Below are 26,776 nucleotides of genomic sequence, written 5' to 3' on the forward strand. Positions count from 1 at the left end.
GTTCTTCAGCCGCTCATCATCCAAGGCAAATCCTTTCCTCATATATTCCTTCAAAATACCAGTCACCCAAATTCTGAACTGCGTACCACGCTTTGACTTCACTCGATAGCCAACGGAAATAATAACATCAAGATTGTAATACTCAACCTTATAATTTTTCCCATGGGCCGCAGTTGTTGTAATTTTTGCAACAACTGAATCTCTGCTTAATTGTCCTCTTTGAATATATTTTTTATATGTCTCGTAATCGTTGACTTATCTCTTTGAAACAATTCAGCCATCTGATCAATTGAAAGCCAGACAGTATCGCCGTCAAATGCCGTTTCAATTTTCGTCAGACCATCCACAGTGGTATAATTAAGCATTTGAGATCTTTTTTCAGCATTATTATTTAGATTCATTTTCCATCCTCTTGTTCTCAAAAAACTGTTGCATAGGCTTTCTAAACAGCAGAAATTCTCTGGCTCTTTATCTTTTCCTTAATTTCTTCAATAAATTGCACATGAGACTGGCTAATTTCCGAAAGATTAGGCTCTATTGGAAATATTACCTTTTCTTTCTCTTTTCCATTCTTTTCATTCAGACATCTGCTTTCTCTCCTACCTTCGCTAATATCCATATTAAACATCTATCAATAAACAAACTCACCTGATTCACTATAAAGATGTCCATCTGAAAAATCTATGTAAAATGAAATATCTTTATAAAAAACTATATCATCCCATTTACCACCAGACAAGGTAAAAAGGCGAGAACCCGGTAATGGTACTTGTATTCTATCTTTTTGGGCTAAATCATAATAATAGTATATTAGTAATTGATATAAACCTGCTAACGAGTATAACGTGTATTCTAAATTTGCAAACTTGTAATACTCCTTGCTCATGTCGTTAATAGTACCGACTGTATGTCGATCATGTTTAACTTTATTATAAACTTTCCACCAGCTTGGATTTTCAACTACACCATTTTTATTTGTTACCCCCCATATTTCCCAAGGTTTTATTGAAAATGCCTCTTTAATCTGTAATATTTTCACTTCAGTATTGCTAAAATCAGTCTCATGTTTCATAATTACAGGTCGATAATCATTAATATTTTCTCCTTTGAAACTCTTTTCGTGGTAATTACAAATTGATTTTGCCACTATGTCAATCTCACTACCCACTTGCAATAATATTTTAATATATGAGGAAGAGAATGTACCATAATTTTCTACATCCAATGAAACATAGTTTAAAGTTTCAGCAAATTCTTTTTCAATAGAAATATAAATTTTCCAATACAGATGTATAAAATCCTGCTTATTCATCACAACCTCCTCATAACACAAAATATAATTCACTGTTTTGTTCGACAAATTTCGACGCAAACCTCACAATGTGTTGATCCCGGAAACATATCGCACCCTCTAACTCTCCCCATCTCATACCCGCAATCCACCAAATACCTCAAATCCCGTGCCAGCGTAGCCGAATCACAGCTCACATACACCACCTTCTCCGGCCTCATCTTCACAATCGTCTCCAGACAAACCTGGTCGCAGCCTTTTCTCGGCGGGTCCACCACGATCACATCTGCGTGAACCTGATTCTTTTCAAACTGCTCGGGAAGCACTTCTTCCGCTTTTCCAACAAAGAATTCCACGTTCTCAATTCCATTAATCCTGGCATTTTCTCTAGCGTCCTCAATCGCCTGAGGCACGATTTCCACGCCATACACCTTTTTCGCCTTCTGAGCCAAAAACAGTGAGATAGTTCCGATCCCGCAGTACAGATCCCACACCACTTCATCTCCGGTCAGCCCCGCGTATTCCAGAGCCGTTCCATACAATTTTTCCGTCTGGACAGGATTCACCTGATAGAAAGAAAGCGGTGAGATCCGGTATTTTACATTGCCGATATAGTCCGCAATATAACCCGGTCCATACAGATTGACAACCTCTTTTCCCATGATCACATTGGTCTTTTCCCGGTTAATGCTGTAAGAGATGCTGGTCATTCCCGGTACCTCTCTCAAGCTTTCCACCAAAAACTCTCCATAAGGCAGCTTTTTCCCATTAATCACAAGGCAGACCATAATCTCGCCTGTTTTAAATCCCACGCGGATCAGCGCATGGCGGACCAAGCCCCTATGGCCCTCTTCATCATACGGCTTCACCCCATAAGCGTTCATAAATCCCTTAATCCGCCCCAGAATTTCCTTATTAACCTCCACCCCAAGCAGACAATCCTCATTCTCAATGATGGAATGGGTTCTGCCGGCATAGAAACCGGTGATAATCCGGCCTTCCTTATTTAAACCGAATGGAAACTGGGCTTTGTTGCGGTATCTCCAAGGGTCTTCCATGCCCATAATGGGCAGCATGTGAATCTCATCTTCCGTAAATTTACCGATTCTTAGCAGATTGTTATAAATTTTTCTCTCTTTAAATTTCAGCTGCGCTTCATAGCTCATGGCCTGAAGCTGGCAGCCGCCGCATTGGCGGGCCACCGGGCATCTGGCTTCCACCCGGTCAGGGGATGGTTTGATGACGCGGATCAGCTTGGCAAAGCCGTAAGACTTTTTCGTTTTCATCACTTTCGCTTCCACTTCGTCGCCGATTACCGCGTCTTTGATGAACCAGATATATCCGTCCACCTTCCCGATTCCCTCTCCTGTGTCGCTCATATCTTCTATTAAAACGGTAAATACCTCATTCTTATTCATATCGTCCTCCATATTCCGGCCATAAATGCCGGTCAATCCAAAATAATCTGTTTTCGTATAAGTTTTCTCCGCTTTCTGCTGTTTCTTTATCAATAATTTTCTTATAATTCCGCAAGAAATATAAAGATAAAAGTAACAGAAACTTCATTTCCATTTATTGTTATTTTAGAGAATGATCAAACTTTGTACACAACTATTCAGTATCATTAATACATGATATAAATGAATCCGGGCAGCATATAGCGCGCACAAATCAGCTGCCGGATTCGCCTAACAGCAAAAGCGTTCCAACCCATTCAGTATCCCCCACATGAATGAAAGTAGAACGCTTCTTTATATTGTTTAAACGTAATTGTTCAGTACCCTCACAATTACGAGCAAAAATCCATGCGAAATCGCCTGCGGCGATGGGATTTTTGCCTGCTTTTCCAAGTTTTATTACGGTCAGCGCAGTAAATGCGCAGACCTACTGAACAGTTACGTTTAAAATTCTGTTGTCTTTCTCACATTGCTGTCCAGCAGACGGTTGAATCCGAGCCAGCCGTTATTATCCCCAGCCGCATTTAATAATTCCGTCATTGTCTGGAGTTTGGCGTCCGTATTGTCCGCAAAATTTAAAGCCAGAGCTTCGATTAAAGCCGGTTTCTTAGGAGAACCGTATTCAAGCTCCCCGTGATGGGCCAGAATGCAGTGTTTCAGTTCCGCCGCCGTTTTCTCAGGAAATCCCGGAATGGTGCGGATACGCTCGCCGATCATCTCTGTTCCGATGATGATGTGGCCTAATAACTGGCCGTCATCCGTGTAATCATTTTCCGGAAATGCGGATAATTCTTTTGTTTTTCCGATATCGTGAAACATGGCTGCGGTAATCAGCAGATCTCTGTTAATCAGCGGATAATAGCCCGCATAATAATCACAGAGCTTAACCACGCTCAGCGTATGCTCCAGCAGTCCGCCCACAAATCCGTGATGAACGCTCTTTGCCGCGCTGTGGAACTGAAATGCCTTAGCAAACTCCCGGTCATTTACAAAATAGCTGTCCGCCAGTTGGTGAAGGTAAGGATTCTTGATGGTACGGATAAATCCCAGCAGTTCCTCATACATCAGGCCGATATCTTTCCGTGAAACAGGAAGATAATCTCCCGGTATGTACTCGCTTTCATCCGCTTTGCGGATTCGTTTAATGCTCAGCTGGTTGGAATTCATGAAAACAGTCACATCCGCATCGATATAAACGTAATCCATAGTTTCAAAATTGCCGATTCCCGGAGAGCCCAAATCCCAGATCTTAGCATCGATGGTGCCTGATTTGTCCTGAAGCACCAGATTGCCGTATTCCTTGCCGGCTTTCGTAAGTGCGATCTGTTTGTTTTTGCATAAATAAACGTCTGATACGTGCATTCCCTCGCGGAACATCTCAATATATCTCATAATTCTTCAATTCTCTCTTTCTATTATCTCCTAAACGAAGAGCCAGTCGCTTCCTGCTACCTGGCTCCTATCGTCAAATGATATTCTATTTCTTTGTATTCGTTAATTCCATTGCGCTGAACCAGCACTGTCGCAGCTTCTTCCGGATTCATGCTCTCCACCTGGGTCTGGAAATCCTTCATGGTGCGGATCTCGCGTTCCCCGATCTTGGTTATGATATCTCCCGGCTGAATCCCTGCATTATAGGCCGGGCTGTCCACGATAACATCGGCTGCGTATACGCCTCCGGGCAGTCCCTGTTCCATCATAGCTTCATTAACTTCCTGACCGATCATACCGAAATATGCGGCCGGGCGTCCATTGCTCATGCGCTCCAATAATCCCTTATAATCGGAAATAGCCATAACGCTGGTCATATTGGGACTGGCTTCCATCCGGTATTCATCCGTTACCCAGCCAACCATCTGTCCGCTGGTGTTGATTAAAAATGTTCCCATAGCTGCGCTTCCGCACAAATCCACATATAAAATACGGCTTGTACCATCTATAACCTGTACGTTGCGCATCACGTAAGCTACGTCTCCATAAGCGGTCGAATGTACCATTCCGGCCGGTCCGCCCACTGCGATCAGCATATCTCCCTGCTTAACGCTGTAGGAATTGCCCAACTCTATGGCTTTTACATTCTTCAAAGCATTGGGGTCCATGGCATCCGTGTTGACGCTTACGATCGCCATACCTAATATGGTATCCGCCTGCTTGATCGTTCCGCTCACCTCGCTGCCGTCGCTGAATGCCACTTTAATGGAATCAGCATTCTCAACCGCCGCTTCCGGTGTCAGAATCAGCAGTTCTGTTCTGGTGGCGGCAATCACTGCGCCTGCGTAAAGGCCTGCGGTCTCGATAGGGTTATCAAACCAGTCCATCTGCTGTTTTACAGAATGAACGGTCACCACACCCTTGTCCGCTTCCTGGGCAATTGTCCTTAAATTCCCATATAAACTGTTGAAATCGTCAATGGTAAATTTATAATCTTCAATTGCTGACTGAAGGATCTCTTCAATCGGTTCTGTTTCCTTGGGCTCTGTTGTCTGAACTACAGTCGCTGCCTGTGTGGTCGTCTCAGGCTCATCCTTGGGAATGGTGATCTGCGTCATCTCTTCCGTAGTGTTGCCAAGATAGCGGTCTGCAATCGGCCTTGCTACCGCAAAGCTGATGCCCGCTGCCACACCTGCTGCAAGCGCAATAAAGAAAAAGACAGCAACCCGCATAGCAATCTGCTTCTTTGTCATCGGCTGTCTTACAATCTTCTCTCGCATAAAGCGGCGTTTTTCAGCTGCTTCTTTGTCAGGACCTTTTACATCTGGCATAGCAACCTCCACTTCAAAAAATAGCTACATCTATTATAAGATGGTTCGTCCATTTATGCAAGAAAAAGATAGTAAATCAAAGTTTTTATGGTATAATATCGTCAGGATATTATACTTGCGCAGAGGGGATTTTCTCTCCAAATCCCGGCATTTACGCGCATTTTCGAATGTCCCAGTATCCCACCGTAACATCATAACCCGATTTATCTATACCGAAAGGGATGTATCTATGAATTTAAAAGCATTAAAAACATTGGAATACCATAAGATTATCAGCCAGCTGACGGAATATGCCACCACCCAGCCGGGACAGGAACTCTGCAAAAACCTGGTGCCGTCTTCCGATCTGGATGAAATTATACAAAATCAGACAGAAACCAGCGATGCCGTGACCCGCATTCGCCAGAAAGGAAGCATTTCCTTCAGCGGAGTGCGGGATATCAGGGACTCTTTAAAGCGCCTGGAGATCGGAAGCTCTCTCGGAATTGTGGAAATTCTGTCCATCAGCTCCCTGCTCACCATCTCCGCCCGCGCAAAAAATTACGGACGCCATGAGGAATCAGACGAATTTCCGGACGATTCCCTGGAAGAGATGTTCCGTTCCTTAGAGCCCCTCACTCCGGTGAATACGGAGATTAAACGCTGCATTCTTTCCGAGGACGAAGTCAGCGATGACGCCAGCCCGGGGCTGCGGCATGTGCGCCGCTCCATGAAAGTGATCAATGACCGGGTTCATACCCAGTTAAACTCCATACTTAACTCCAACCGTTCCTATCTGATGGACCCGGTCATCACCATGAGAGACGGGCGCTACTGCCTTCCGGTCAAATCGGAATACAAGAATCAGGTGGCCGGCATGGTTCACGACCAGTCCTCCACCGGTTCCACGCTTTTTATCGAGCCTATGGCAATCATTAAGCTGAACAATGAACTGAGGGAGTTAGAGATTCAGGAGCAGAAAGAGATCGAAGCCGTTTTAGCCGATCTCAGCATCCAGTTAGCGCCTTATACGGAAGAACTGGCCTTAAATCTTCAGCTTTTAGCTAAACTGGACTTTATTTTTGCAAAAGCGGCGCTGTCCAAACATTATAAATGCAGCGCGCCCATATTTAACAACAAAGGCTTCATCAACATTAAAGACGGACGCCATCCGTTGTTAGACCCGCAGAAGGTGGTTCCCATCAACATTCATTTGGGACGGGACTTTGATCTTCTGATCGTGACGGGACCCAACACGGGCGGTAAAACCGTTTCCTTAAAGACAGTCGGGCTCTTCACCCTGATGGGGCAGGCCGGGCTTCACATTCCGGCGTTTGACGGCTCTGAACTGGCCGTATTTGATGAAGTATTTGCAGATATCGGAGATGAACAGAGCATTGAGCAGAGTCTCAGTACCTTTTCTTCCCATATGACCAACATCGTGGACATTTTGGGCAAGGCGGACAGCCGTTCCCTCTGTTTGTTCGATGAGCTGGGAGCGGGAACAGACCCCACCGAAGGCGCTGCGCTGGCCATCGCCATCCTGACGTTCCTGCACAACATGAAATGCCGCACTATGGCAACCACCCATTACAGCGAATTAAAGGTCTTTGCCCTGACAACGCCTGCCGTGGAAAATGCCTGCTGTGAATTTAACGTAGAAACCCTTCGTCCTACTTACCGACTGCTGATCGGCATACCGGGCAAGAGCAACGCGTTCGCCATTTCCAAAAAGCTGGGACTGCCGGACTATATTATTGAAGACGCCAAGGGACACATCGAAGCGGAAGACGAAACATTTGAAGATTTGCTGGCCAATCTGGAAGAGAGCCGCGTCACAATTGAAAAAGAGCGGGAACAGATTCAGTCCTATAAGGAAGAGATCTCACGGCTGAAATCACGGCTGGAGCAGAAAGAAGAGCGGTTAGATGAGCGGAAGGACGCTCTGATCCGCAATGCCAACGAAGAGGCCCAGCGCATACTCCGGGAGGCAAAGGAAACTGCCGATCAGGTAATCCGCCGGGTCAACAAACTGGCTTCCCAGTCCGGCTATAACAAAGAGCTGGAAGCGGAGAGAAGCAAACTCAGGGATAAGCTGGGTTCTGTAGACAAAGAACTGGCGGTTAAGAATTCACCGAGTCCAAAGAAAGCGGTCAATGCAAAGACTTTAAAGATAGGCGACAGCGTCCGCGTGCTTACGATGAATTTAAAGGGCACGGTCAGCACTCTGCCCGATGCCAAAGGCAATCTATTCGTTCAGATGGGGATTCTCCGTTCCCAGGTCAATATAAAAGATTTGGAACTGATTGAAGAAGAGACCATTACCGGGGCTGCTGTTCCCGGCGCCATGGGCAAAAAGGGCATGAGCGGCAGCGGAAAGATCAAGATGTCCAAATCCGCCACCATTTCCCCGGAGATCAAACTGATCGGAAAAACCGTGGATGAGGCCATACCGGAACTGGACAAATATCTGGATGACGCCTATCTGGCCCATCTGCCTCAGGTGCGTGTGGTTCACGGCCGCGGCACAGGAGCGCTGAAAGCCGGAGTGCATAAACATTTGAAAAAGCTCAAGTACGTAAAGGAATTCCGTCTTGGGGAATTTGGCGAAGGAGATACCGGCGTAACCATCGTTACATTTAAATAAACAGGAGGATCATAATGGCAGAAAAACAACGGGTATTAATTGTTGACGACGATGCAAATATCGCAGAACTGATTTCCCTCTATCTGATGAAGGAATGCTATGAAACAAAGATCGTATATGACGGAGAAGAGGCGCTCCATGTATTTTCCGATTTTAAGCCTAATATCGTGCTGCTGGATCTTATGCTTCCGGGTATTGACGGATATCAGGTCTGCCGGGAGTTAAGGGCTTCCTCACAGGTTCCCATCATCATGCTCTCCGCAAAGGGAGAGATATTCGATAAAGTCCTGGGACTGGAACTGGGCGCGGATGATTACATGATGAAACCCTTCGATTCCAAGGAACTGGTTGCCAGGGTAAAGGCCGTGCTCCGCAGATATCAGGCCGTTCCTGCCCCCGCAGCTCCCCAGACAGAGCAGAAGGGCGATTATGTGGAATATCCGGACCTGATCGTAAACCTAACGAATTACTCAGTCATTTACATGGGGCATTCCATTGAGATGCCGCCCAAAGAGCTGGAGCTTTTATATTTTCTGGCCTCCTCTCCCAATCAGGTGTTTACCAGAGAACAGCTTTTAGACCATATCTGGGGCTATGAATATATTGGAGATACCAGAACCGTGGACGTTCATATCAAACGTCTGAGGGAAAAGATTAAAGACCACGACAGCTGGGCTCTGACTACGGTTTGGGGCATCGGCTACAAATTCGAGGTGAAACGATGACCCACTCCCTTTATTCCAAGTTTCTTATAGGCTATCTTGTTTTCGGCCTTTTGGGATTTATAACCATTGCCACCTTTTCATCCAGAATCACCTACAACTATCTGATCGATGAAAAAGCAGAAGCGCTGTATGACGAGGCCAATTTGATCGCTTCGTCATACAGCGCCATGTATAAAGGGCAGAATATCGACCTGGTGAGCGCCTATCCGCAGCTTCAGGCCGTCTCCACCTTTCTGAAATCAGAGGTGTGGGTTGTGGACCGGAAGGGCACTATCACGGTGGACAGCAACCATTCCAGCCGTAACGGAACACTGATCGACGGCTTTGATCCCACCCTGACCGGCAACAAATCCTATGGTATCGGCAATTATTATGGTTCATTTCCCTATGAAATGCTCAGCGTAAGCGCCCCCATTACCGGCAATTACACCACTCACGGATATGTGATCATACATCTGCCTATCAGCCAGATCTTAGATTCCCAGAACGGGATTCTGAATATTTTATACATCACATCGGGAATTGTATTTGCACTTTCCTTAATCATTCTTCTTGTGTTCAGTAAAACCGTATACTATCCGCTGAAAAAGATTACTGCAGCGGCCAATGAATATGCGGCTGGAAACTTAAACTACAAGATCAAGCTGGAAACCCACGACGAGATGGGGTACCTGGCCGCTACTTTAGACTATATGTCGGACGAGCTCAATAAGGCGGAAGAATACCAGCGCACCTTTATCGCCAATGTTTCCCATGATTTCCGCTCCCCGCTGACCTCCATTAAGGGGTATCTGGAAGCGATTCTGGACGGAACGATTCCGCCTGAGATGTATGATAAATACCTTCATCTGGTTATTTCCGAGACAGCCCGCCTTACGAAATTAACACAGGGACTGCTGACCCTGAACTCCTTGGACAGCAAAGGGTACCTGTCGCGGACGAATTTCGATATCAACCGGGTGATTAAAGATGTGGCTGCATCCTTTGAAGGCACCTGTGATGCCAAGAATCTGGTCATAGACCTGACATTTTCCGACAGCATACAGATGGTTTACGCAGACTTGGGGAAAATACAGCAGGTATTGTATAACTTGATCGACAATGCGATCAAATTCAGCCATCACAATTCCGTCATCTACATTCAGACTTCCACCAAGTATGAAAAGGCATTTATCTCAGTCAAGGATACGGGAATCGGCATACCGAAAGACAGCGTTAAAAAGATTTGGGAACGTTTTTATAAATCCGATCTTTCACGCGGCAAGGATAAAAAAGGAACCGGCCTCGGTTTATCAATCGTAAAAGAAATCGTTCAGGCTCATGGGGAAAATATCGACGTAATCAGCACGGAAGGCGTCGGAACTGAATTCATATTCACTCTTCCGCGTTCTACTAATTTATAACTTTGCAATGTTCACCTTGCCGCTTATCGCTTATGGCGGATAAGGCGCACTTAATCAATGCGTAAGGGAACAGAGAACATGAAGAAATTGTTTAAGGCCATTCGTCAGGGAAATCTTGGTGAAGTAAAATGCATCATTGAAAAAAAGCCGGAGCTTGTCAATTGTGTTTCCGGAGCATTGCCGAAGAAGGATCATGGGCAGTCTCCGCTCCAGGTTGCGTTAAAAAGCGGGAACTATGAAATTGCCGATTATTTCATCGAACATGACGCAGATATAAATTTTATGGAAGCCGAAGATGATGATCCTGGTATACGAGCGCCAGTTTTATTTGACGCCATCAATTCTACGATTGTTTCCCTTTGCTACAAAAGATTCGACGAATCAGAGACTGCATTTGGCCTTGTTAAAAAGCTTGTGGAAAGAGGCGCTGACGTAAATAAACGGGCATCAAACGGATATGATGCGATCAATTGGTCCATATGCGCAGCGGAGTTATTATTTAATCGTGCAAGTGTGTATCCGCAGTCTCAGGAGGCGGTGCGAAAGCAGCTTGCAGGAATCCTTGATTTGCTGATTGAAAACGGCGCAGATTATGTGGCATGGGCGAATAGAGGACATTATCCCGAGCCCTATCCGGGACCCAGCAACAGAAGTATGTATATTGATGATTTTGTTCCGGGAGATGAGAAGGACCTTGATAAAAACAAGGAACTGAGAGCATTTATACAAGAGTATTTCAGAAGCAGAAATTTGCAGATTGAATTCTAATATCGTAAATAAAAAAGAGCCTGCTATTTAATAAATCTCAGCAAGCTCTTCTTTATTTTCCCCTATCTCATTCCAGGTCTATTAGTCCTTTATAAACCGGCCTAACTCTCCCTTAAAGCATCTCTTTCCCTCTGCAATAAGTCTGAACCACCTCATAATCCCTGTCCAGCACCACCAGATCCGCATCATATCCTGCCACAATCTTGCCCTTCCTGTCATCCACGCCCAGACATCTGGCCGGGTTAATCGTGCAGGAGTTCAAAGCCGTGTCAAATGGAACCTGTGCTTCCTCAACCAATATCTTCAGCCCGCGGTTCATAAAAAGTGTGCTTCCGGCAATGGTTTCCGTTCCCTTCAGATAAGCCAGCCCGTTTTCCCTGATCTCAATATCATGGCCGCCCAGCTGGTATTTTCCTCCCGGAGGACAGTGTTTTGCTCTCAGTGAATCGCTGACCATAATGCCGAAATCACGGCCTTTGGCGGTAAAAAAGTTATTGAGTGCCGCAACGCTGCTGTGACAGCCGTCGCAGATCACTTCTCCATAGATTTCGCGAACCCGGAAAGCAGTTCCTACCAGTCCGGGGTCTCTGTGGTGATATGGGGTCATGCCATTATAAACGTGGGTCATGGAAGTGGCTCCATGAGCGATTCCCATCAGCGCCTGTCTGTAATTGGCCGCCGAGTGTCCCATGCTCACAACGACTCCGTGGCTGCGGCAGTACTTAGTCAGCTGAAACTCATCGTCCTGTTCCGGCGCGAGGGTGATATATTTAATCAGGCCGTCTGCCGCTTCCTGATACATCTTAAATTGTTCTACCGAAGGTTTCGCTATGGCTTCCGGAGGCTGTGCTCCTTTGTACTTCATATCCAGATAAGGCCCTTCAAAATGGATTCCCAGGATCTCAGCGCCTTCATACCCTTCCTTTACCACCTTTGCCACATTGGCAACCGCGGCGGTAAGAACATCCGGCATCTGGGTCACTGTGGTAGGTAAAATGGAGGTCACGCCTTCACATGGAATCCGTTTCATCCAATCCCTGAGGCCCTCTTCTGTTCCGTCATTGGTATCATAGCCATAGGCTCCGTGCGTATGAACGTCGATGAATCCGGGCACAATCCGGTCTTCTCCGTAATCTTTGTCGGCCGGATGAGAATCATATGGATAAACCGCTTCGATTTTTCCATCCCTGATCTCCAGCTGCGCATCCAAAAACTGCCCGGCAATCCAGACTTTTTTACTTTGTATAACCATACTATCCCTCTATTCTGCCGAATAAACGGCTTGATTTTAACTGTACATCATCCCTCTATTCTACGATGATTTCCCGTTTTTTTCAATCCATAACTATCCCGCATGGATGGGTTGGCCTTTCATCGTAGCTGCGGTCGTTGAATATGCATTCATAAAAGCGGAAACCGCCGGATAAATTATAGCAGTTAAATCCATTGGCAGTTAAAATTCTGCATGCAATGTAGCTTCTGAGACCGCTGTGACAGTTGATATAGATATCTTTTGCCTGATCCAGCTCTTTCATGCGCTCTCTCAGTTCATCAAGAGGAATATTTACCGTTCCTTCGATATGGCCTTTGGCATATTCGGAAACATTTCTCACATCCAGCATAATAACGGAATCGTCTTTCATCAGGCGCTCCACATCACTCCAATGATACTGTTTTACATTTCCTGTCATGATATTTTCAATCACATATCCGGCCATATTGACTGGGTCTTTGGCGGAAGAATACGGAGGAGCATAAGAAAGATCCAGTTCCGTCAGATCAATGCCTGTCATGCCCGCATGAATGGCGGCAGCCATCACATCAAGCCGTTTGTCTACACCTTCAAAGCCCACAATCTGAGCGCCTAAGATTCTGCCGTCTTTTGGAGAAAACAGAGTTTTAATGGTCATATTCGTCGCTCCCGGATAATAGGAAGCGTGGGAAACAGAGTAGGTCACAACCTTATCGTATTCAATTCCTGATTCTTTGGCTGTCTTTTCATTGATTCCCGCAGAAGCAGCCGTCATATCGAACATTTTAAGAACGGAAGATCCCAGCGAGCCTTTAAATGTGCTGTTCCGTCCGCAGATATTATCAGCGGCAATGCGCCCCTGCTTGTTGGCTGGACCTGCAAGAGAAATCAATGTCTGCTCTCCCGTCACAAAATTCTTCACTTCCACCGCGTCGCCGGCCGCATAGATATCAGGATCGGACGTCTGCATATGCTCATTAACCCGGATGGAACCTCTGACGCCCAGTTCCAGTCCCGCATTTTTAGCCAGCAGCGTATCCGGCGTCACACCGATTGCCAAAATGACAAGATCCGCCCCGATGGCATCTCCATTTTTCAGATGAGTTACCACATTTCCTTCTTTCTCTGAAAATCCGGTAACTTCCGCATTCACCCTCAGATCCATGCCTTTCTTTCTCAAATAAGCGTGCATCTCACATGCCATGTCATAATCAAACGGCAGCATAATCTGGTCTTCTCTCTGTAAAAGAATGGTGTCGATCCCCGTATGAATCAGGTTTTCAGCCATCTCAAGGCCGATAAATCCGCCGCCGACCACAACCGCCCTGCCGGGTTTTGTCTCTTCGATGTATTCTTTGATCCGGTAAGTATCTTCCACAGTGCGCAGTGTAAATATCTTCGGATTGTCAATGCCCGGAAATGGAGGCGTCATCGCCTTTGCCCCCGGCGAAAGGATCAGCTTATCATACGATTCCGTATATTCGCTCCCGTCTTCCAAACGTTTTACCGTCACAGTTTTTCCTGCCGGATCAATGGACGTAACCTCGTTCTTTACACGCACCTCCACCCGGAAGCGGTTCCAAAAACTCTCCGGCGTCTGCAGGGTCAGCTTCTTCTTCTCTTCAATAACCCCGCCGATATAATATGGAAGTCCGCAGTTGGCATAGGATACGTAACCTCCTCTTTCAAATATAATAATCTCTGCCGACTCGTCTAAACGGCGAAGACGTGCTGCGGCTGTTGCTCCACCGGCTACGCCGCCAATAATTAATACTTTCATACCTGATCTCTCCTTATCTAAATGTATTTTGTTCATTTCCGCCCTTGTTCCTGTGTCCTTGCGGGGCGCTTCCAGCCTTCCGGACTTTTGACCTTCGGCTGCATACTCATCCCTGATTATAGAAAAAACAGACATATTTACTGCTCCTTTTCAACTCATGTTAACAGGATACTATAAAATGTCTGTCTTTACCGTAACTTTGTTACATTTCTCTGCGGCATTGCTGCGTAATCATCCGGCTTTCGGTATCTGAAAAAAGAGTGGACGGTTACGCTACCGCAGGCTGGCCGCCGCCATATGCGCGATCCGCTCTTTATCCAGCAGCTCGATTCCGCCCCGTTTCAGCTTCACCAGCTGTTCATTTTGAAAATACTTCAGCATGCGCGTCACTACTTCTCTCACGCTGCCCAAGTGATTTGCAATCTGCTCATGGGTGATTTGCAGCTCTTCCGAACCTGACAGCTCGCATTCTTCCAATAAAAATGCTGCCAGGCGGCTGTCCAGTTTCTTATTCAGCACCTGATCCATCAGCCACATCACATCTGAAAATCTGGTGGCCATCAATTCATTGGTATAGTTTGCAACAGCGGCCGATTCATCCATCAGGTTTTTGTAGAGTTCAACCGGAATCCTCAAAACCACAGAATCCTGTTCGGCCTCCACCATCACGTCAAACTGAATCCCTTTCAACAGACAGGCCGCCGAAAACAGGCAGATATCCCGTTCCAAAAGGCGGTAAAGCGTAAGTTCCTTTCCTTCATCCGACATCGTATAGACCCTGAGCTGTCCGCAGACCATTACTAAAAGGCCAATACAGCTGGAGGAACCATTGTGTATTACAGCACCTTTGGAAAATTCCCGTTCCCTCACCGCATTTTTCAGCAATTCCTGTTGAGCAGGCGTTAATTTCTTCCAAAATGGAAGGTACTCACTCAGATCCATCAATTATTTGTCTCCTTAAACATGTGTAATGAATCTATTGTACATCGAATTGAACCGGAAATCAATCATGGGGAATAGACGAAGAATAGAGGCGCCCAGGGCTGCCAGCCCCGGACTCCTCTATTCTTCGTCATTAACCAATCGAAAATTTTATTCCCCATTCTTCTTCCTGCGAAATTCCTCCTTCACCCGTTCCATCAATTCCGGTTTCAGAATCAAATCACTGCAAGTCGCCGCAAGAATCTTGCCTGCCAGAATCAAACAATTATGCGCCTCTTCACTCTTCCCTGCATCCAGATACTCCTGAGAATGGGCAGAGGTCCCTTCCGGTACAAACGCCATGCGGATACAGGACCCCGGCACATCATACATCACATTGCCGAAATCCGTAGAACCGGTTTTTTCCCTGGCCGGCCGTATTGTTGGCGCATCCACCAGGCGGGCGTTATCCATTAAAATCTCATTTAACGATAAAACGGGAATCTTCGCCTGGAAAAATGGGCGTTCCTCAATCTCATAGCCGGTTTCAGTCATGAGGGCCCCTCCCTGGATGATCTTCTCCACTCTGGAGACTACGGTTTCCAAATAGGCGGTATTATAGCTTCTCATACACACTTCCATCACCGCCTCGGCCGGAACCACGTTGCTGGGGCCGCCTGCGTCCAGAATCGTATAGTGAATGCGGGTATCCTCTTTTACATGTTCCCTCAGACATTCAATCCCGTGGGCGGCCAGAAGAACGGCATCCAAACCGCTTCTTCCCTGGTCAGGGCTCATGGCCGCATGGGCGGTTTTTCCATGAAAATGTATGATATAAGTTGCCAGAGCCATGCATTTTACGTCAGTGGTCGTGGTCGGACTGGGGTGCATCATCAGGGCTATGTCAATATCCTGAAAACATCCTTTTTCTTTCATCAGAATCTTTCCGCCCACAGTTTCCTCAGCCGGTGTGCCGTATACCACCAGGCGGTATGGCTCGTCTTTGCAGCAGTTTTTCACAGCCAGCGCGGCCGCCAGAATTGCAGGCCCCTGCATGTGATGGCCGCAGGCATGGCCGATTCCCTCTAAGGCATCATATTCGCACAGCAGGCCGATGGACGGCCCGCCCTCTTTGTTCTGATAGACCGCCCGGAAGGCCGTTTCCATATCGGCGATTCCCGCCTCAACTTCAAAACCATTTTCTTCTAAGCATTTCATCAGCATACCACTGGCATAAACTTCTTTAAATCCCGCTTCCGGATGATCGAAGATGGAATCCGCCATGGAAATCCATGTATCCTTTGCGCGGTCAATTTCATTAAATATAATATCCTTCATCAATAGTTCCTCCCTGATAATCGTTTAAAATGGTCCGTATCCGATGCAGTATCCGATTACGATAAAGACGCCGCCTGCTGCCATCCAGCTGAACAGGATCGGGCCGGCATAGCGTACCCACTGCGCATAATTAATCTTGGAAATGGACAGATACGCGTTCATATTGGAAGACGTAGGGTTAATGGAATTGGTGATGCCGTCGCCCAGCTGGAACGCTAAAACCGCCACCTGCCTGGTAACCCCCGTAATATCCGCCAGCGGGATGAATAAAGGCATGGTCGCCGCCGCCTGTCCCGAACCGGACGGGATGAAGACATTCAATATAATATGTACAATGTACATTCCGATTGGAGCAAATGCGGCCGGAAGCTTTTGAAGTAGATTTCCAAAATCATATACGATCGTATCCAGGATCATGCCGTTTTGCAGTACCACCAAAATACCTCTTGCAATACCGATAACCAATGCCCCAAAGGCCAGCGCCTTGGCTCCGTCCACGAACTCTTTGGCGATCCGGCTGGGTTTTAAACCGCCTACCAGGCCGCTGACAATGCCGATTGCAATGAATACCGGCTGCATTTCATCCGTTCCCCAGCCGTGGTTGATAACGCCCCATACAATCCAGCCCAGTCCTGCGGCAAATGAAAGCAGCACAAGGTAATGGCGGACAGTCACTTTCTGCCCCTCCTCCTCATCGCTCATCTCTTCGCCCCGGCTCTCCTGTTCCAGGTTGTACACAATGCTTTTAGACGGATCTGCTTTAACCTTGGCCGCATAGCGCATCATATACACGCTTGCGATCACTAAAAATGTGATGTGGATAATAACGCGGAATCCCAATCCTGAATAGATAGGAAGTTCCGCAATTCCCTGAGCGATTCCCACGTTAAACGGGTTCATGGTACCGGCGCTGAATCCGGCCGCCGCTCCTAATGTCACCATAGACGTTCCGATCGCCGCGTCGTATCCTGCCTTCCTCGCCACAATAATTCCGATTGGAACAAAGGCCAGCACCTCGTTGGACATTCCCATCAGCGCTCCGCCTAAAGAAAATGTAAACAGGAAGATGGGAATAATCCAATGTTCCTTCCCTTTCAGTGACCGGATCAATTTGCCGATCAGCAGATCCACCGCCCCTGTGCCGTTGATAATCTGAAATGTTCCTCCCACGATAAATACGAAGAAGATCAGACCGGCCGCAGCCTTCATGCCGGAAGGCGCTGCGTTCAGCACATCCATGATGCCCGCTGCCGGGGCCTCCACCGAATGATAGGACACCGGGTCCACAACCGTGGTTCCATTGGCATTTTCATACCTGTCGTAGGCACCTGACGGCACCAGGTGAGTTAAAACTGCAGCCAGGATAATAATAGAAAAGATAATAACATACGTGTGCGGCACCCTGAAATCCGCGATGCGAAACCGCTTTTTACCAGTTTCATTTCCCCTCATACTCATAACAAATACATTCTCCTTTCGCTTTCGTTTCTGCTTGCTTTCAGTATAGAAAACATATATAATTATGTCAAATCAATTGTTTTTAATATAATATTAGTTATAGACTAATTTAAAGAGGTGAACCATATGGATTTAAGAGAACAGTCCTATATTCTGGCTTTAGCCAAACATGGGAGCATTAAAAATGCTGCCGAAGAGCTGCACATTTCCTCCCCGACTTTGAGCATTTTTTTAAGCAATCTGGAGGACAACATCGGTATCCGCCTGTTTGACCGGCTCGGCAAGCGGTTCGTTCCCACGGAAGCCGGTACGCTTTATATAAAAACTGCCAGAGAGATGATGAATCTGAGAAACTGTTATGAAGCGGAGCTCAGCGATTTAAAAAACGGGACAACCGGTACCATTTCCTTTGGAATCCAGCCGCGCCGCACCTTGTACCTTTTATCCGCAGTGCTGAGCGAATTTTGCGCGATGTATCCCAATGTTCAGATCAATACGTGCGAGGAAGTATCATCCGTCGCTTTTTCTCTGCTCATCAGCGGGGAGCTGGATTTTATCATCAACAACCGGATTAACGACAATCCGGCCCTGACCTACTCCCCATTTTATCAGGACCGGATCGTTATGGTGGCTGCGGCGGATCATCCGCTGCTTTCCAACTGCGTCTCCCTGCCGGACAAAGAAACGCCATGGATCGACCTGGCTCTGTTTCAAAATGAACGCTTTATTCTGACCCACACAGACCAGTCCTCCCGGACCTATGCGGATAAGGCCCTTGCCTATTCCCACATAACTCCGCGAAAATCATTTCTCATCTCCAATTTGGAGACTGCCGCTCAGTTAGCGGCGGAGGGATTGGGAATTGCGTTTAATTTTGAAAGTTATATCCGCAACTTCACCTACACAAAACCCGTCCGCTATTTTTATGTAGGGGATATGGAAGAAACTACAAACTATTACATTGTGTGCAGAAAAGACAAATATCTGCCCAATTATGTGCTCAGCTTCATTTCACTGTTGAGAGATAAGATTAGCATTTAGCTAATATATTATTAAATTAGTTTAATTTGACAAAATATAGTGTTTCTTTCTATACTTGATCTAAGATATCTTGGAAAGGAGCACATCATGCAAAACAACCGTATTGAAAAACGCCGTACATTTTTCCCATCACTCAGGCCAAAAGACTGCCAAAACCAGGCTTTCCTGGACCGGATAAAGAATACTGTCCTGATTCTGGCCGGTTCTGTCGTGTACGGAATCGGAACCCAATGCTTTATTTCCTATGCCCAGATCGCGCCGGGAGGGGCTTCCGGCATCGCTCTGATGGTGAATTTTGTGACCGGCATTCCTATCGGAATCCTGACATTTCTGATCAATATTCCGCTGCTGGTGCTGGCCTGGTTTTACCTGAGCAAAAGCTTCACCATAAAAACCGCCCTGGCCTGCGCGGTCTCTTCCGGGATCATGGATTTTGTGATCGCCCCCTTATTTCCCATCTATCAGGGAGACCGGCTTTTAAGCAGCCTGTTCGGCGGCGTTTTAGTAGGCATCGGCATGGCGCTCATCTTTCTGGCCGGCTGCACCACAGGAGGAAGCGATATCATCGGATACCTGCTGCAAAAGAAAAAGCCCCACCTTTCCATCGGCCATGCCCTGCTCATCATCGACGGATTCCTTTTGGCAGCTTCCATCTTCGTGTTCCGCAACATTGAATCCGGCCTCTTTGGCCTCATCTCGCTTTTCGTGCAGACCCAGGTAATCGACCGGATCATCTACGGAGCCGACGTGGGAAATATGGTCACCATCATCACCTCTTCTCCTGAAGAAATCAGCCGCCAGATTATCACCACTCTGGAACGGAGCGCTACCGTCCTTCCCGGCTACGGCGCTTACAGCAAATGCAGCACGGATGTGCTTTTATGCGCGGTGAGAAAAAACCAGTTCAGCACCCTGAAACAGATCATACATAGGGTTGACCCGGCGGCTTTTGTTCTGGTAACGGAAACATCGGAAGTTTATGGGGAAGGGTTTAAAACAATCTCTTAGAAAATGGCTTCTGCGATTTGCTCGTGATTGTGAGGATACTGAACATTTACAAATTTATACACTCTATATATCAAAAAAACTGTAAGACGGTATGGCGTAAGAATCATCGATTCTTCTGCCATACCGTCTTACAGGTTTTATCTATCCGGCCTATTTATTCTGTTTGCTTATCTGCCTTTAGAATTGGCTTTTTCCATATGAATGTTTTTGCCTTTGATCTTAACATCCTTCATAGCCTGCAAAACGGCGTCTGCGCTTTCGCGGGGAACTTCCACAAATGTATATTTATCATACATATCGATGCTTCCAACCATCTTACCCGGCATTCCGGATTCTCCTGCAATGGCTCCGAGGATATCTCCCGGTTTGATATTCTGGTCTTTTCCGATATTGATGAAAAGGCGGGCCATATCGTCGTCGCCGGAATTTCTCTGGCTTCTGCCGTATCCGTTTCCGCTGTTGCCGCGTCCTGATCTGGAATTTCCGTATCCGTTTCCACGTCCGCCGCGTCCGGAATCAGAGTAAGAGCTTCCTAAATCGTCTAAAGAGCGGGCCGGTCTTCTGTCATCAATGATGTCTTCATTTTCCTCGCCCATGGTCATCTTTAACAGTGCTGCCGCCAGATCTAAAGAGGTGTAATCCTCTTCCAGAAGCTTCTTTTCTATGATGTTGATCATCTTGCTCAGATCATTTTCATTGATGACGTCAGCCACCTGCTCCATGATCTTTTCCACTTTGATCTCTGTAATATCGTTCAGAGACGGAATTGCCTGAGGAATGATCTTGGTCTTGCAGTAGCGCTGAATATCGCGGAGTTTGTAAACTTCTCTACCGACTACAAAGCTGAACGCGATTCCTTCACGTCCTGCACGTCCGGTACGTCCGATTCTGTGAACATAATATTCATCATCCTGAGGAAGGTCGTAGTTAAATACCGCGCCTACGTCATCCACGTCGATACCGCGGGCCGCCACGTCGGTAGCCACCAGAATCTCCGTCTTGCCGTTACGGAAGCTGTTCATAACCCGGTCTCTCTGAATCTGCTTCAAATCGCCGTGAAGGCCTTCTGCGAAATAACCGCGGCCCTGAAGGGCCTGAACCAGTTCGTCTACCTGGCGCTTTGTATTACAGAAAACAACGGAAAGTTTCGGCGCATACATATCCAGAAGACGGCACATTACTTCCACCTTGTTTTTCGGTTTTACTTCATAATAATACTGGGTCACTTTCGGAACTGTCAGTTCTTTCTTAACCACTTTTACAGTAACCGGATTATTCTGGAAGTTATTGGCAATCTTAGCGATAGCGTCCGGCATGGTAGCGGAAAACATGATTGTCTGGCGCTCCTCAGGAAGCTGGCTTAAAATGGTTTCCATATCCTCTAAGAATCCCATGTTCAGCATCTCGTCCGCTTCATCCATAATAACCGTATGAACGTGATCGAATTTCACTGTCTTACGGCGCATATGATCCATCACACGTCCCGGAGTTCCGATGATGATCTGCGTTCCGTCTTTCAATGAACGAATCTGTTTCACAATATCCTGTCCACCGTAGATAGGTAGAACCTTTACACCGTGCATATATTTAGCTAATCTGCGGATTTCTTCAGCTACCTGAATGGCCAGCTCTCTGGTAGGGCAAAGTGCAATTGCCTGAAGCTTCTTGCTTTTTGGATCGATTTTCTGTAATAAAGGGATTCCAAAAGCCGCTGTTTTACCAGTACCTGTCTGTGCCTGACCGATAATGTCAAGGCCTTCTAACTGAACCGGTATCGCCTGAGCCTGAATTGGGGATGCTGCTTCAAACCCCATATCCGTAACTGCCCGCAGAATTCTCTCGTCTAATTGTAACTCGTCAAATCTTACTGTCTCCATATAATTCCTTTCTCATGGCCGCCGGCTCCTGTAATTCAGGACCAAATCCGACAACCGCACACACATCATGCAGTCTATAACTGCCGCAACAAGAGTATCCCCACATTTCATACAGGATACACACAAAGAAAAAGAGAACTCAAAGCACGTTTCAGACTTTGAATCCTCTCGTTTCTACACGAGTACTTATTTTAACAGACTGTTTTTCACATGTCAAGAAAAAGTTCTGACCATATCCGCAGAAATTTTCGTTATTTTGAGTCTTTGTAAAGCTCCCGGTTTTGAAATAAATCCTCCGCCATAGCCGCAGAAAGGCCGATTTCCGCCAGTTTCCATATGTCCTCTTCATCATAAAGGAAAGACCAGTCCGAGGTGTTGGGAAAATAAGCCGGGTTATAAAGATATTCCGATATTTTCCTTCTAAAATAGTCCCCTCCGGCGGAATAACGCCCCTGGATCACAATGATCTCCGGGTCCACGGTAAGAATGATATTTCTGAATGCGATGGCAAAATACCCCGCCGCCTCATCCACAATCTCACGCGCATATGCGTCCCCTTCATCGGCCGCTTCCAATATATCTCTCAAACGAATCTCTTCACACGTTCCAAGCGCAGACCCGGAAAACCTTTCCGGAAACATTTTCAGTCTTTGAACCATGCGCTCCTCAGAAACCATGTTTTCAAAACACCCTCTGCTGCCGCAGCGGCAGATATCCTCATCCTCCGGGCAGACGATGATATGGCCGATCTCGCCGATCAAACTGTTCCTGCTGTTCTGCACCTTTCCCTGGTCGATCAGACAGCCGGAAATTCCCCGGTGGGTGAACAGGGTAAACACCCTTTTATTGTCAAATTCACGGTGATAGTGGAGCTCTGCACGTCCCGCCGCGCGGGCCACATTTTCAACCATGATTACAAGGCCGGGAAATTCCCGCTCAAAAATTTCTCTCATGGGAATCTCACTGCCCCAATTTTTATAGGACAGGATGTGCTGCAAACTCCCCGTCTCCTGGTTAATCAGTCCGCTGGTGCTGATACACAGTCCGTAGACCCTCTCAAGAGGTATCTCAGCCTCTCTCATAAGCCGGTCATAACATTCCCTGCTGACTCCTATCATCTCATCCAGGCTGGAATTTACGGAGATGTCGGCCCGCACTCTTTTCAGCTCCTGCAGCTTCAGATCCATGACCGCCATGCTCATCCAGCCGATCCCGATATTCATATAGGCCAGAAACTGATATTCCTTATTAAAGGCATAGACATCCGGTCTTTTTCCGCCGATCTCCGTGGAGTTTCCCTTCCCTCTATATATAAGGATGTCCTTTTCTACAAATGACATCACCGCTTTCGTCACAGTCGCCCGGCTGATCCCCGTTAATTCCGACAATTCCGCCAGAGACCAGTCCTCCTTTTGGGAATTCTGAAATACTTTCAGAATCTCTTTTCTGTTTTTTCGTTTCAGATCCTTTGGAAGTGCCGCTTTATTTTGTGTATTCGCCATCGATCATTCCTCTTTTATGAATTGTAATGCCATTATATCATAAATTTCCAAATAATTCTTCGGCCTGTTTCACGCATTTTTCATATTCCGTGCGCTCAAAACAAAAATTTAAGTCCCCGATCTTTTCCGCACAGCTTTCTGACCGCAGATATGGCTTTACATAATTAGCATACCTCCGTTTCTGTTCTTCTTCCCAATGTGAACTGATCCACTGTTTCCATAAAGAACTTCCCGGCGTTTCCCAGGCCATTGTTCCTCCGTATTCCTGCCAGTCCTCTTTTGTATACGATTCCGTACAGAGAATCCCATATTTCTCAGCTGTTTTTTCGTCCCAATGGTTCAGATATCCAAGATAGTCCCAATAAACCAACTTTTCCGTCTTCCTGACCTTCACCACGATTACAATGCAGCTGAAATCCAAATCGTCCTCACAGATTAAAACAGGGACGCAGATGTTCTCATCCAGATTGAATAACTCCCATACGAATTCCCGTTCATAGGAAAACAGCATATGACCGCTGCCGGCCGGACAAAGCCCGGGCAGCGTGCCTTTATGAACAGCCAGTTTCTCACAAGCCCCCTCCTTTACCATAGCTTCCAGATAGGCCGTCAGCGGTTTCCCGTCAATCATCCACATATTCTGCTTGTAAGAATACGGTGTATCCACATTTTGTATTTCTATTTGATTGTACACAATCCGGCACCTCAACAATGATTTTCTTCCATTATATCATCTATGGCCTGCGGATCAAATCATAAAAATCAGGAGATATTGCCATGCTGCCCGCAGTATCTCCTTCCATCATCTCTATCCAATTTCATCGCTGATCAAATCCACCAGCAAAATCAATGTTCTGATCAGGTGATACGGGTCTTTCACCGGAAGTCTTCCGCCTACCTGCCCCATCACCGGCAGCCCCCTCCTGTCTCTGATCTGAATCCATTCTCCCACCTGCTTATCAGGATTGGGAAATGTCCGGAATGTATAATCATGGTACCGTTTATATTCTTCCAGACATATTTCATCCCCATAATACAGATATCCCATCAGATTGGCATAGATCGTCTCCAGATTGGTCCACCACATCTTATTGCTCCAATCCCGCCATGCGCCGAATGCCAAATCCTTCTCCTCTTTAAGATAGGAGCCTTTGGGTTCGCCTCCATCCCGGTCCAGATAATAATACATGCCGCCGTATTCTTCATCCCAGCCCATTTTACTGATCTTCTTAATTACCTCCAGCGCTGTTTTCTGTGCCTCTTCCATCCCCAGCCATCTGGCCGCCTGGATGATGAACCACATGCATTCCTCCGTATGGCCCGGATTGATATGGCGTCCATACAGTGTATCCAGCGGCTCGTAATCCGCCCCCAGGCATTCCAGCAGCACCATATCTTCGGTCAGAAAATGCTTCAGTTCCATTTCGATGGAATACCGGCAGATTTCCCTGGCAAATTCCGCTTCCTGAAATAGTTCAAACTTTGACAATGCATCCGCCAGTTCATAAGAGGTATTGATCATAATCATATAGGCCGCCTGGCTGCGCCAGCCCTTTGGCAGCACATCCGGCGCGGTGCGGAATGTATTATTTTTAAGCTGTTCTGCGGCATGTCCCAGCATGCGGTAGGCCCGCTCCACCCGTTTCCGGTCATGATTCAGCACGCTGGCCGCCGCCAGGCCCATAGCCACAAAACAGTCGGCAAAGGAACTGATCGATTTGCTCCCATAAGGTTCCATCACCTCTGCCTGATTCTCCTCATCCAATACAAATGCAGCCGTATCTCCCGGCAAAATGCAGTATTTCTCAAGAAAATCACCGCCGTTAAGAGCCAGTTCCCGGCAGGAATTTTTAAGTGTTTCATCCATCATCAGAGTTTCATTCTGAGCCAGTTTGGAATAAATCCATGTGCACCTGCCCTGGGACCAGACGTATTTCTCTTTTGACATCAGGCGGTCCCCAAATACATTGTAGCAGGTATAAAAGCCTCCGCTTTGGGGGTCCGTTTTATCCATCCAGTAGGGAAGAATTTCCTTTAACAATGTATTTCTGTAATATTTCTTCCGTTCTAAAAGCAGTCCTTGTTCATCTCTCATCGTGCAAATACATCCCTTCAAGCGGAAAGGGATATCATCAACGATACCCCTTTCTCTTAGTATTATTTAAACCTCGTAATTGAGAGGATACCGATCAATTACCAAGCATTTTATATAACTCCAGGGCTTCGTTCATCACATCAAACATCACATATTGGTCTACAGGAACCTTTTCTTTGATTCTCTCTGAATCGATGAATACCTGCTGCTGGCTTTCATAACATTTTTTAATAGAATCGTCCGCCAGGCCCTCTTCCACATCCTTTGCCGTCAGCCATTCATAATTATCTTTTGTAGCTATGATGGTTTCCGGATCTGCTTCGATCTCTTTGGCAAGCCATCTGCAGACTTCATCTATATTATCTTTTCTATAATCCATAGCCTTTAAAATGGCGGCATAAAAACGCACGATCGCGTCGTGATTGTCTTTGGCAAATGCTTCCGTCACAATAAAGCTTCCCGGAAATGCAACCTGATCAAAGAAATCTGCATTCCCAGCCAAAGTCACAACATTGTCGCCCATTTTATCGCGGATAATGTTGGTGCTGGGCGACCAGGTGGCGCAGGCGTCCACTTTACCGCTTACCATAGCCGTAACAGCTCCGTTGGCATCCATTTCCACCAGTTCCATATCATCACGTGTCATTCCGGCCTTCTGAAGCGCCAGATCAAGAACAATCTCAGAAGAGGTTCCGGCTGTTACAGCCACAATCTTTCCCTTCAAATCCTCGATCTTTTCTATCCCCTTCTCCTTATTGGCCATAACCTCATCCGATTTTCCAAAAAGATCCAGCCCAAAGATCTGGGCCTGCCCCTCAATGCATAATGCGTGGGCTCCGTGTCCGATCTGAGATATATCAATATCTCCCGAAGCCATAGCCGCGATCTCCGCCGGGCCTCCCTGGAACTGCACCAAATCCACGGTAATTCCGACTTTATCAAAGAATCCTCCGTCACGGGCCGCAATGATCGCAGAGGCGCTTCCCATATTCGGCATGTAAGCGATTCTCAGATGAACCGGAGCATAGTCTGTCTTAGATGAGTTTTCCTTCTGGGCTTCTGTGACCGCTTCCGTGGCGGCAGAGGCAGTTGTAGAGGCCGCTGTAGTTGCAGCTTCCGTCTGTTTTTCAGTTTCCGGTGCGGGTGTTCCCTGCGGCTCTGCCTTAGGCTGGGCTGTGCATCCTGACAGCATAGAGGCGGTTAGGGCGAGGGCGGCAAATGCCTTAAAAGATTTTTTCATGATACTTCCTCCTTTGTTTTATTATATAGTTTCGTTATATTGTTACATAACTATATAATAAATCATTTTTTAGAGTCCGTCAACAGCTGCCACAAATCTTTATTTAGTTTCGGAAGAAACGCCGGAAAGAAGGGGGAACCTGGGCGGGCGGCGGAAATCATAAGGAATAGGGGATTCGAGTTTCGACCCTAAGAGGTACTAAGGCCGCCAGAAACGGAAAAAGGCAGAGCGG

The 26,776-nt window shown here is 46.7% G+C and carries 22 protein-coding genes and 1 pseudogene; 6 read left to right on the forward strand and 17 right to left on the reverse strand.

Annotated features, from left to right (window positions below; translation table 11 throughout):
• Window positions 1–51: 51 nt before the first annotated feature.
• The 7 genes and pseudogenes from rhuM to C0033_RS16405 all read right to left on the reverse strand — a co-directional run.
• Window positions 52–225: pseudogene (gene rhuM / locus C0033_RS27795) on the reverse strand (RhuM family protein); the annotation flags it as partial.
• The gene (locus C0033_RS27800) at window positions 207–365 is read right to left on the reverse strand and encodes a hypothetical protein (RefSeq protein ID WP_347501151.1); all 159 of its coding nucleotides are present in this window, start codon (window positions 363–365) and stop codon (window positions 207–209) included. The pseudogene rhuM and the gene C0033_RS27800, both read right to left, overlap by 19 nt.
• A 77-nt stretch (window positions 366–442) precedes the next feature.
• Window positions 443–619: a hypothetical protein gene (locus tag C0033_RS27135; RefSeq protein ID WP_180994776.1), complete on the reverse strand. Its 177-nt coding sequence runs from the start codon at window positions 617–619 to the stop codon at window positions 443–445.
• A gap of 12 nt (window positions 620–631) precedes the next feature.
• Window positions 632–1,312, reverse strand: coding sequence for a hypothetical protein (locus tag C0033_RS16390; RefSeq protein ID WP_103228966.1), 681 nt, complete (start codon window positions 1,310–1,312; stop codon window positions 632–634).
• Between the two features lie 29 nt (window positions 1,313–1,341).
• Entirely contained in the window at window positions 1,342–2,709 is a 1,368-nt protein-coding gene (gene rlmD / locus C0033_RS16395) for a 23S rRNA (uracil(1939)-C(5))-methyltransferase RlmD (protein ID WP_103228992.1), read from the reverse strand.
• A 483-nt stretch (window positions 2,710–3,192) separates the two neighbouring features.
• Window positions 3,193–4,140: an HD domain-containing protein gene (locus tag C0033_RS16400; protein WP_103228967.1), complete on the reverse strand. Its 948-nt coding sequence runs from the start codon at window positions 4,138–4,140 to the stop codon at window positions 3,193–3,195.
• Between the two features lie 56 nt (window positions 4,141–4,196).
• Window positions 4,197–5,510 (reverse strand): PDZ domain-containing protein, encoded by a 1,314-nt coding sequence (locus C0033_RS16405; RefSeq protein ID WP_103228968.1) that lies wholly within the window; start codon window positions 5,508–5,510, stop codon window positions 4,197–4,199.
• Window positions 5,511–5,739: 229 nt separating this feature from the next.
• Here C0033_RS16405 and C0033_RS16410 point away from each other — a divergent pair, with 229 nt between their 5' ends.
• The 4 genes from C0033_RS16410 to C0033_RS16425 are packed head-to-tail and all read left to right on the forward strand — an operon-like array spanning window position 5,740 to window position 11,032.
• Complete coding sequence (locus C0033_RS16410; protein WP_103228969.1) at window positions 5,740–8,136, forward strand: endonuclease MutS2; 2,397 nt, start codon at window positions 5,740–5,742, stop codon at window positions 8,134–8,136.
• Between the two features lie 14 nt (window positions 8,137–8,150).
• Window positions 8,151–8,861, forward strand: a complete 711-nt coding sequence (locus tag C0033_RS16415) for a response regulator transcription factor (RefSeq protein WP_103228970.1) — start codon at window positions 8,151–8,153, stop codon at window positions 8,859–8,861.
• Window positions 8,858–10,264 carry a HAMP domain-containing sensor histidine kinase gene (locus tag C0033_RS16420; protein WP_103228971.1) on the forward strand — a complete coding sequence of 469 codons (1,407 nt, stop codon included), beginning with the start codon at window positions 8,858–8,860 and terminating at the stop codon, window positions 10,262–10,264. Before C0033_RS16415 ends, C0033_RS16420 begins: the two co-directional genes overlap by 4 nt.
• Window positions 10,265–10,321: 57 nt before the next feature.
• Window positions 10,322–11,032 carry an ankyrin repeat domain-containing protein gene (locus tag C0033_RS16425; RefSeq protein ID WP_103228972.1) on the forward strand — a complete coding sequence of 237 codons (711 nt, stop codon included), beginning with the start codon at window positions 10,322–10,324 and terminating at the stop codon, window positions 11,030–11,032.
• Between the two features lie 112 nt (window positions 11,033–11,144).
• On the opposite strand, the gene nagA is transcribed toward C0033_RS16425, so the two are convergent.
• The 5 genes from nagA to C0033_RS16450 form a co-directional block, all read right to left on the reverse strand.
• Window positions 11,145–12,284 (reverse strand): N-acetylglucosamine-6-phosphate deacetylase, encoded by a 1,140-nt coding sequence (nagA, locus tag C0033_RS16430; protein WP_103228973.1) that lies wholly within the window; start codon window positions 12,282–12,284, stop codon window positions 11,145–11,147.
• Between the two features lie 82 nt (window positions 12,285–12,366).
• Window positions 12,367–14,064 (reverse strand): FAD-dependent oxidoreductase, encoded by a 1,698-nt coding sequence (locus C0033_RS16435; protein ID WP_103228993.1) that lies wholly within the window; start codon window positions 14,062–14,064, stop codon window positions 12,367–12,369.
• A 273-nt stretch (window positions 14,065–14,337) separates the two neighbouring features.
• The gene (locus C0033_RS16440) at window positions 14,338–15,006 is read right to left on the reverse strand and encodes a Crp/Fnr family transcriptional regulator (protein ID WP_103228974.1); all 669 of its coding nucleotides are present in this window, start codon (window positions 15,004–15,006) and stop codon (window positions 14,338–14,340) included.
• A gap of 150 nt (window positions 15,007–15,156) precedes the next feature.
• The gene (locus C0033_RS16445) at window positions 15,157–16,323 is read right to left on the reverse strand and encodes a M20 family metallopeptidase (protein ID WP_103228975.1); all 1,167 of its coding nucleotides are present in this window, start codon (window positions 16,321–16,323) and stop codon (window positions 15,157–15,159) included.
• Between the two features lie 24 nt (window positions 16,324–16,347).
• Window positions 16,348–17,781 (reverse strand): AbgT family transporter, encoded by a 1,434-nt coding sequence (locus C0033_RS16450; protein ID WP_103228976.1) that lies wholly within the window; start codon window positions 17,779–17,781, stop codon window positions 16,348–16,350.
• 126 nt (window positions 17,782–17,907) lie between these two features.
• On the opposite strand from C0033_RS16450, the gene C0033_RS16455 reads away from it, so the two are divergent.
• A complete protein-coding gene (locus tag C0033_RS16455; RefSeq protein ID WP_103228977.1) occupies window positions 17,908–18,822 on the forward strand; it encodes a LysR family transcriptional regulator in 915 nt (304 codons plus the stop codon).
• An 87-nt stretch (window positions 18,823–18,909) separates the two neighbouring features.
• Window positions 18,910–19,830 carry a YitT family protein gene (locus C0033_RS16460; RefSeq protein ID WP_103228978.1) on the forward strand — a complete coding sequence of 307 codons (921 nt, stop codon included), beginning with the start codon at window positions 18,910–18,912 and terminating at the stop codon, window positions 19,828–19,830.
• 167 nt (window positions 19,831–19,997) lie between these two features.
• On the opposite strand, the gene C0033_RS16465 is transcribed toward C0033_RS16460, so the two are convergent.
• The 5 genes from C0033_RS16465 to C0033_RS16485 form a co-directional block, all read right to left on the reverse strand.
• Window positions 19,998–21,707: a DEAD/DEAH box helicase gene (locus C0033_RS16465; protein WP_103228979.1), complete on the reverse strand. Its 1,710-nt coding sequence runs from the start codon at window positions 21,705–21,707 to the stop codon at window positions 19,998–20,000.
• A 251-nt stretch (window positions 21,708–21,958) separates the two neighbouring features.
• Window positions 21,959–23,209, reverse strand: coding sequence for an ROK family transcriptional regulator (locus C0033_RS16470; RefSeq protein ID WP_103228980.1), 1,251 nt, complete (start codon window positions 23,207–23,209; stop codon window positions 21,959–21,961).
• A 37-nt stretch (window positions 23,210–23,246) separates the two neighbouring features.
• The gene (locus tag C0033_RS16475; RefSeq protein ID WP_146043778.1) at window positions 23,247–23,903 is read right to left on the reverse strand and encodes an XRE family transcriptional regulator; all 657 of its coding nucleotides are present in this window, start codon (window positions 23,901–23,903) and stop codon (window positions 23,247–23,249) included.
• Between the two features lie 114 nt (window positions 23,904–24,017).
• Complete coding sequence (locus tag C0033_RS16480) at window positions 24,018–25,304, reverse strand: AGE family epimerase/isomerase (RefSeq protein ID WP_103228982.1); 1,287 nt, start codon at window positions 25,302–25,304, stop codon at window positions 24,018–24,020.
• A gap of 94 nt (window positions 25,305–25,398) precedes the next feature.
• Entirely contained in the window at window positions 25,399–26,544 is a 1,146-nt protein-coding gene (locus C0033_RS16485) for an ABC transporter substrate-binding protein (RefSeq protein ID WP_103228983.1), read from the reverse strand.
• Between the last annotated feature and the right edge of the window lie 232 nt (window positions 26,545–26,776).

This window comes from Clostridium sp. chh4-2 (assembly GCF_002899675.1).
In the GTDB taxonomy this organism is placed as follows: domain Bacteria; phylum Bacillota; class Clostridia; order Lachnospirales; family Lachnospiraceae; genus CHH4-2.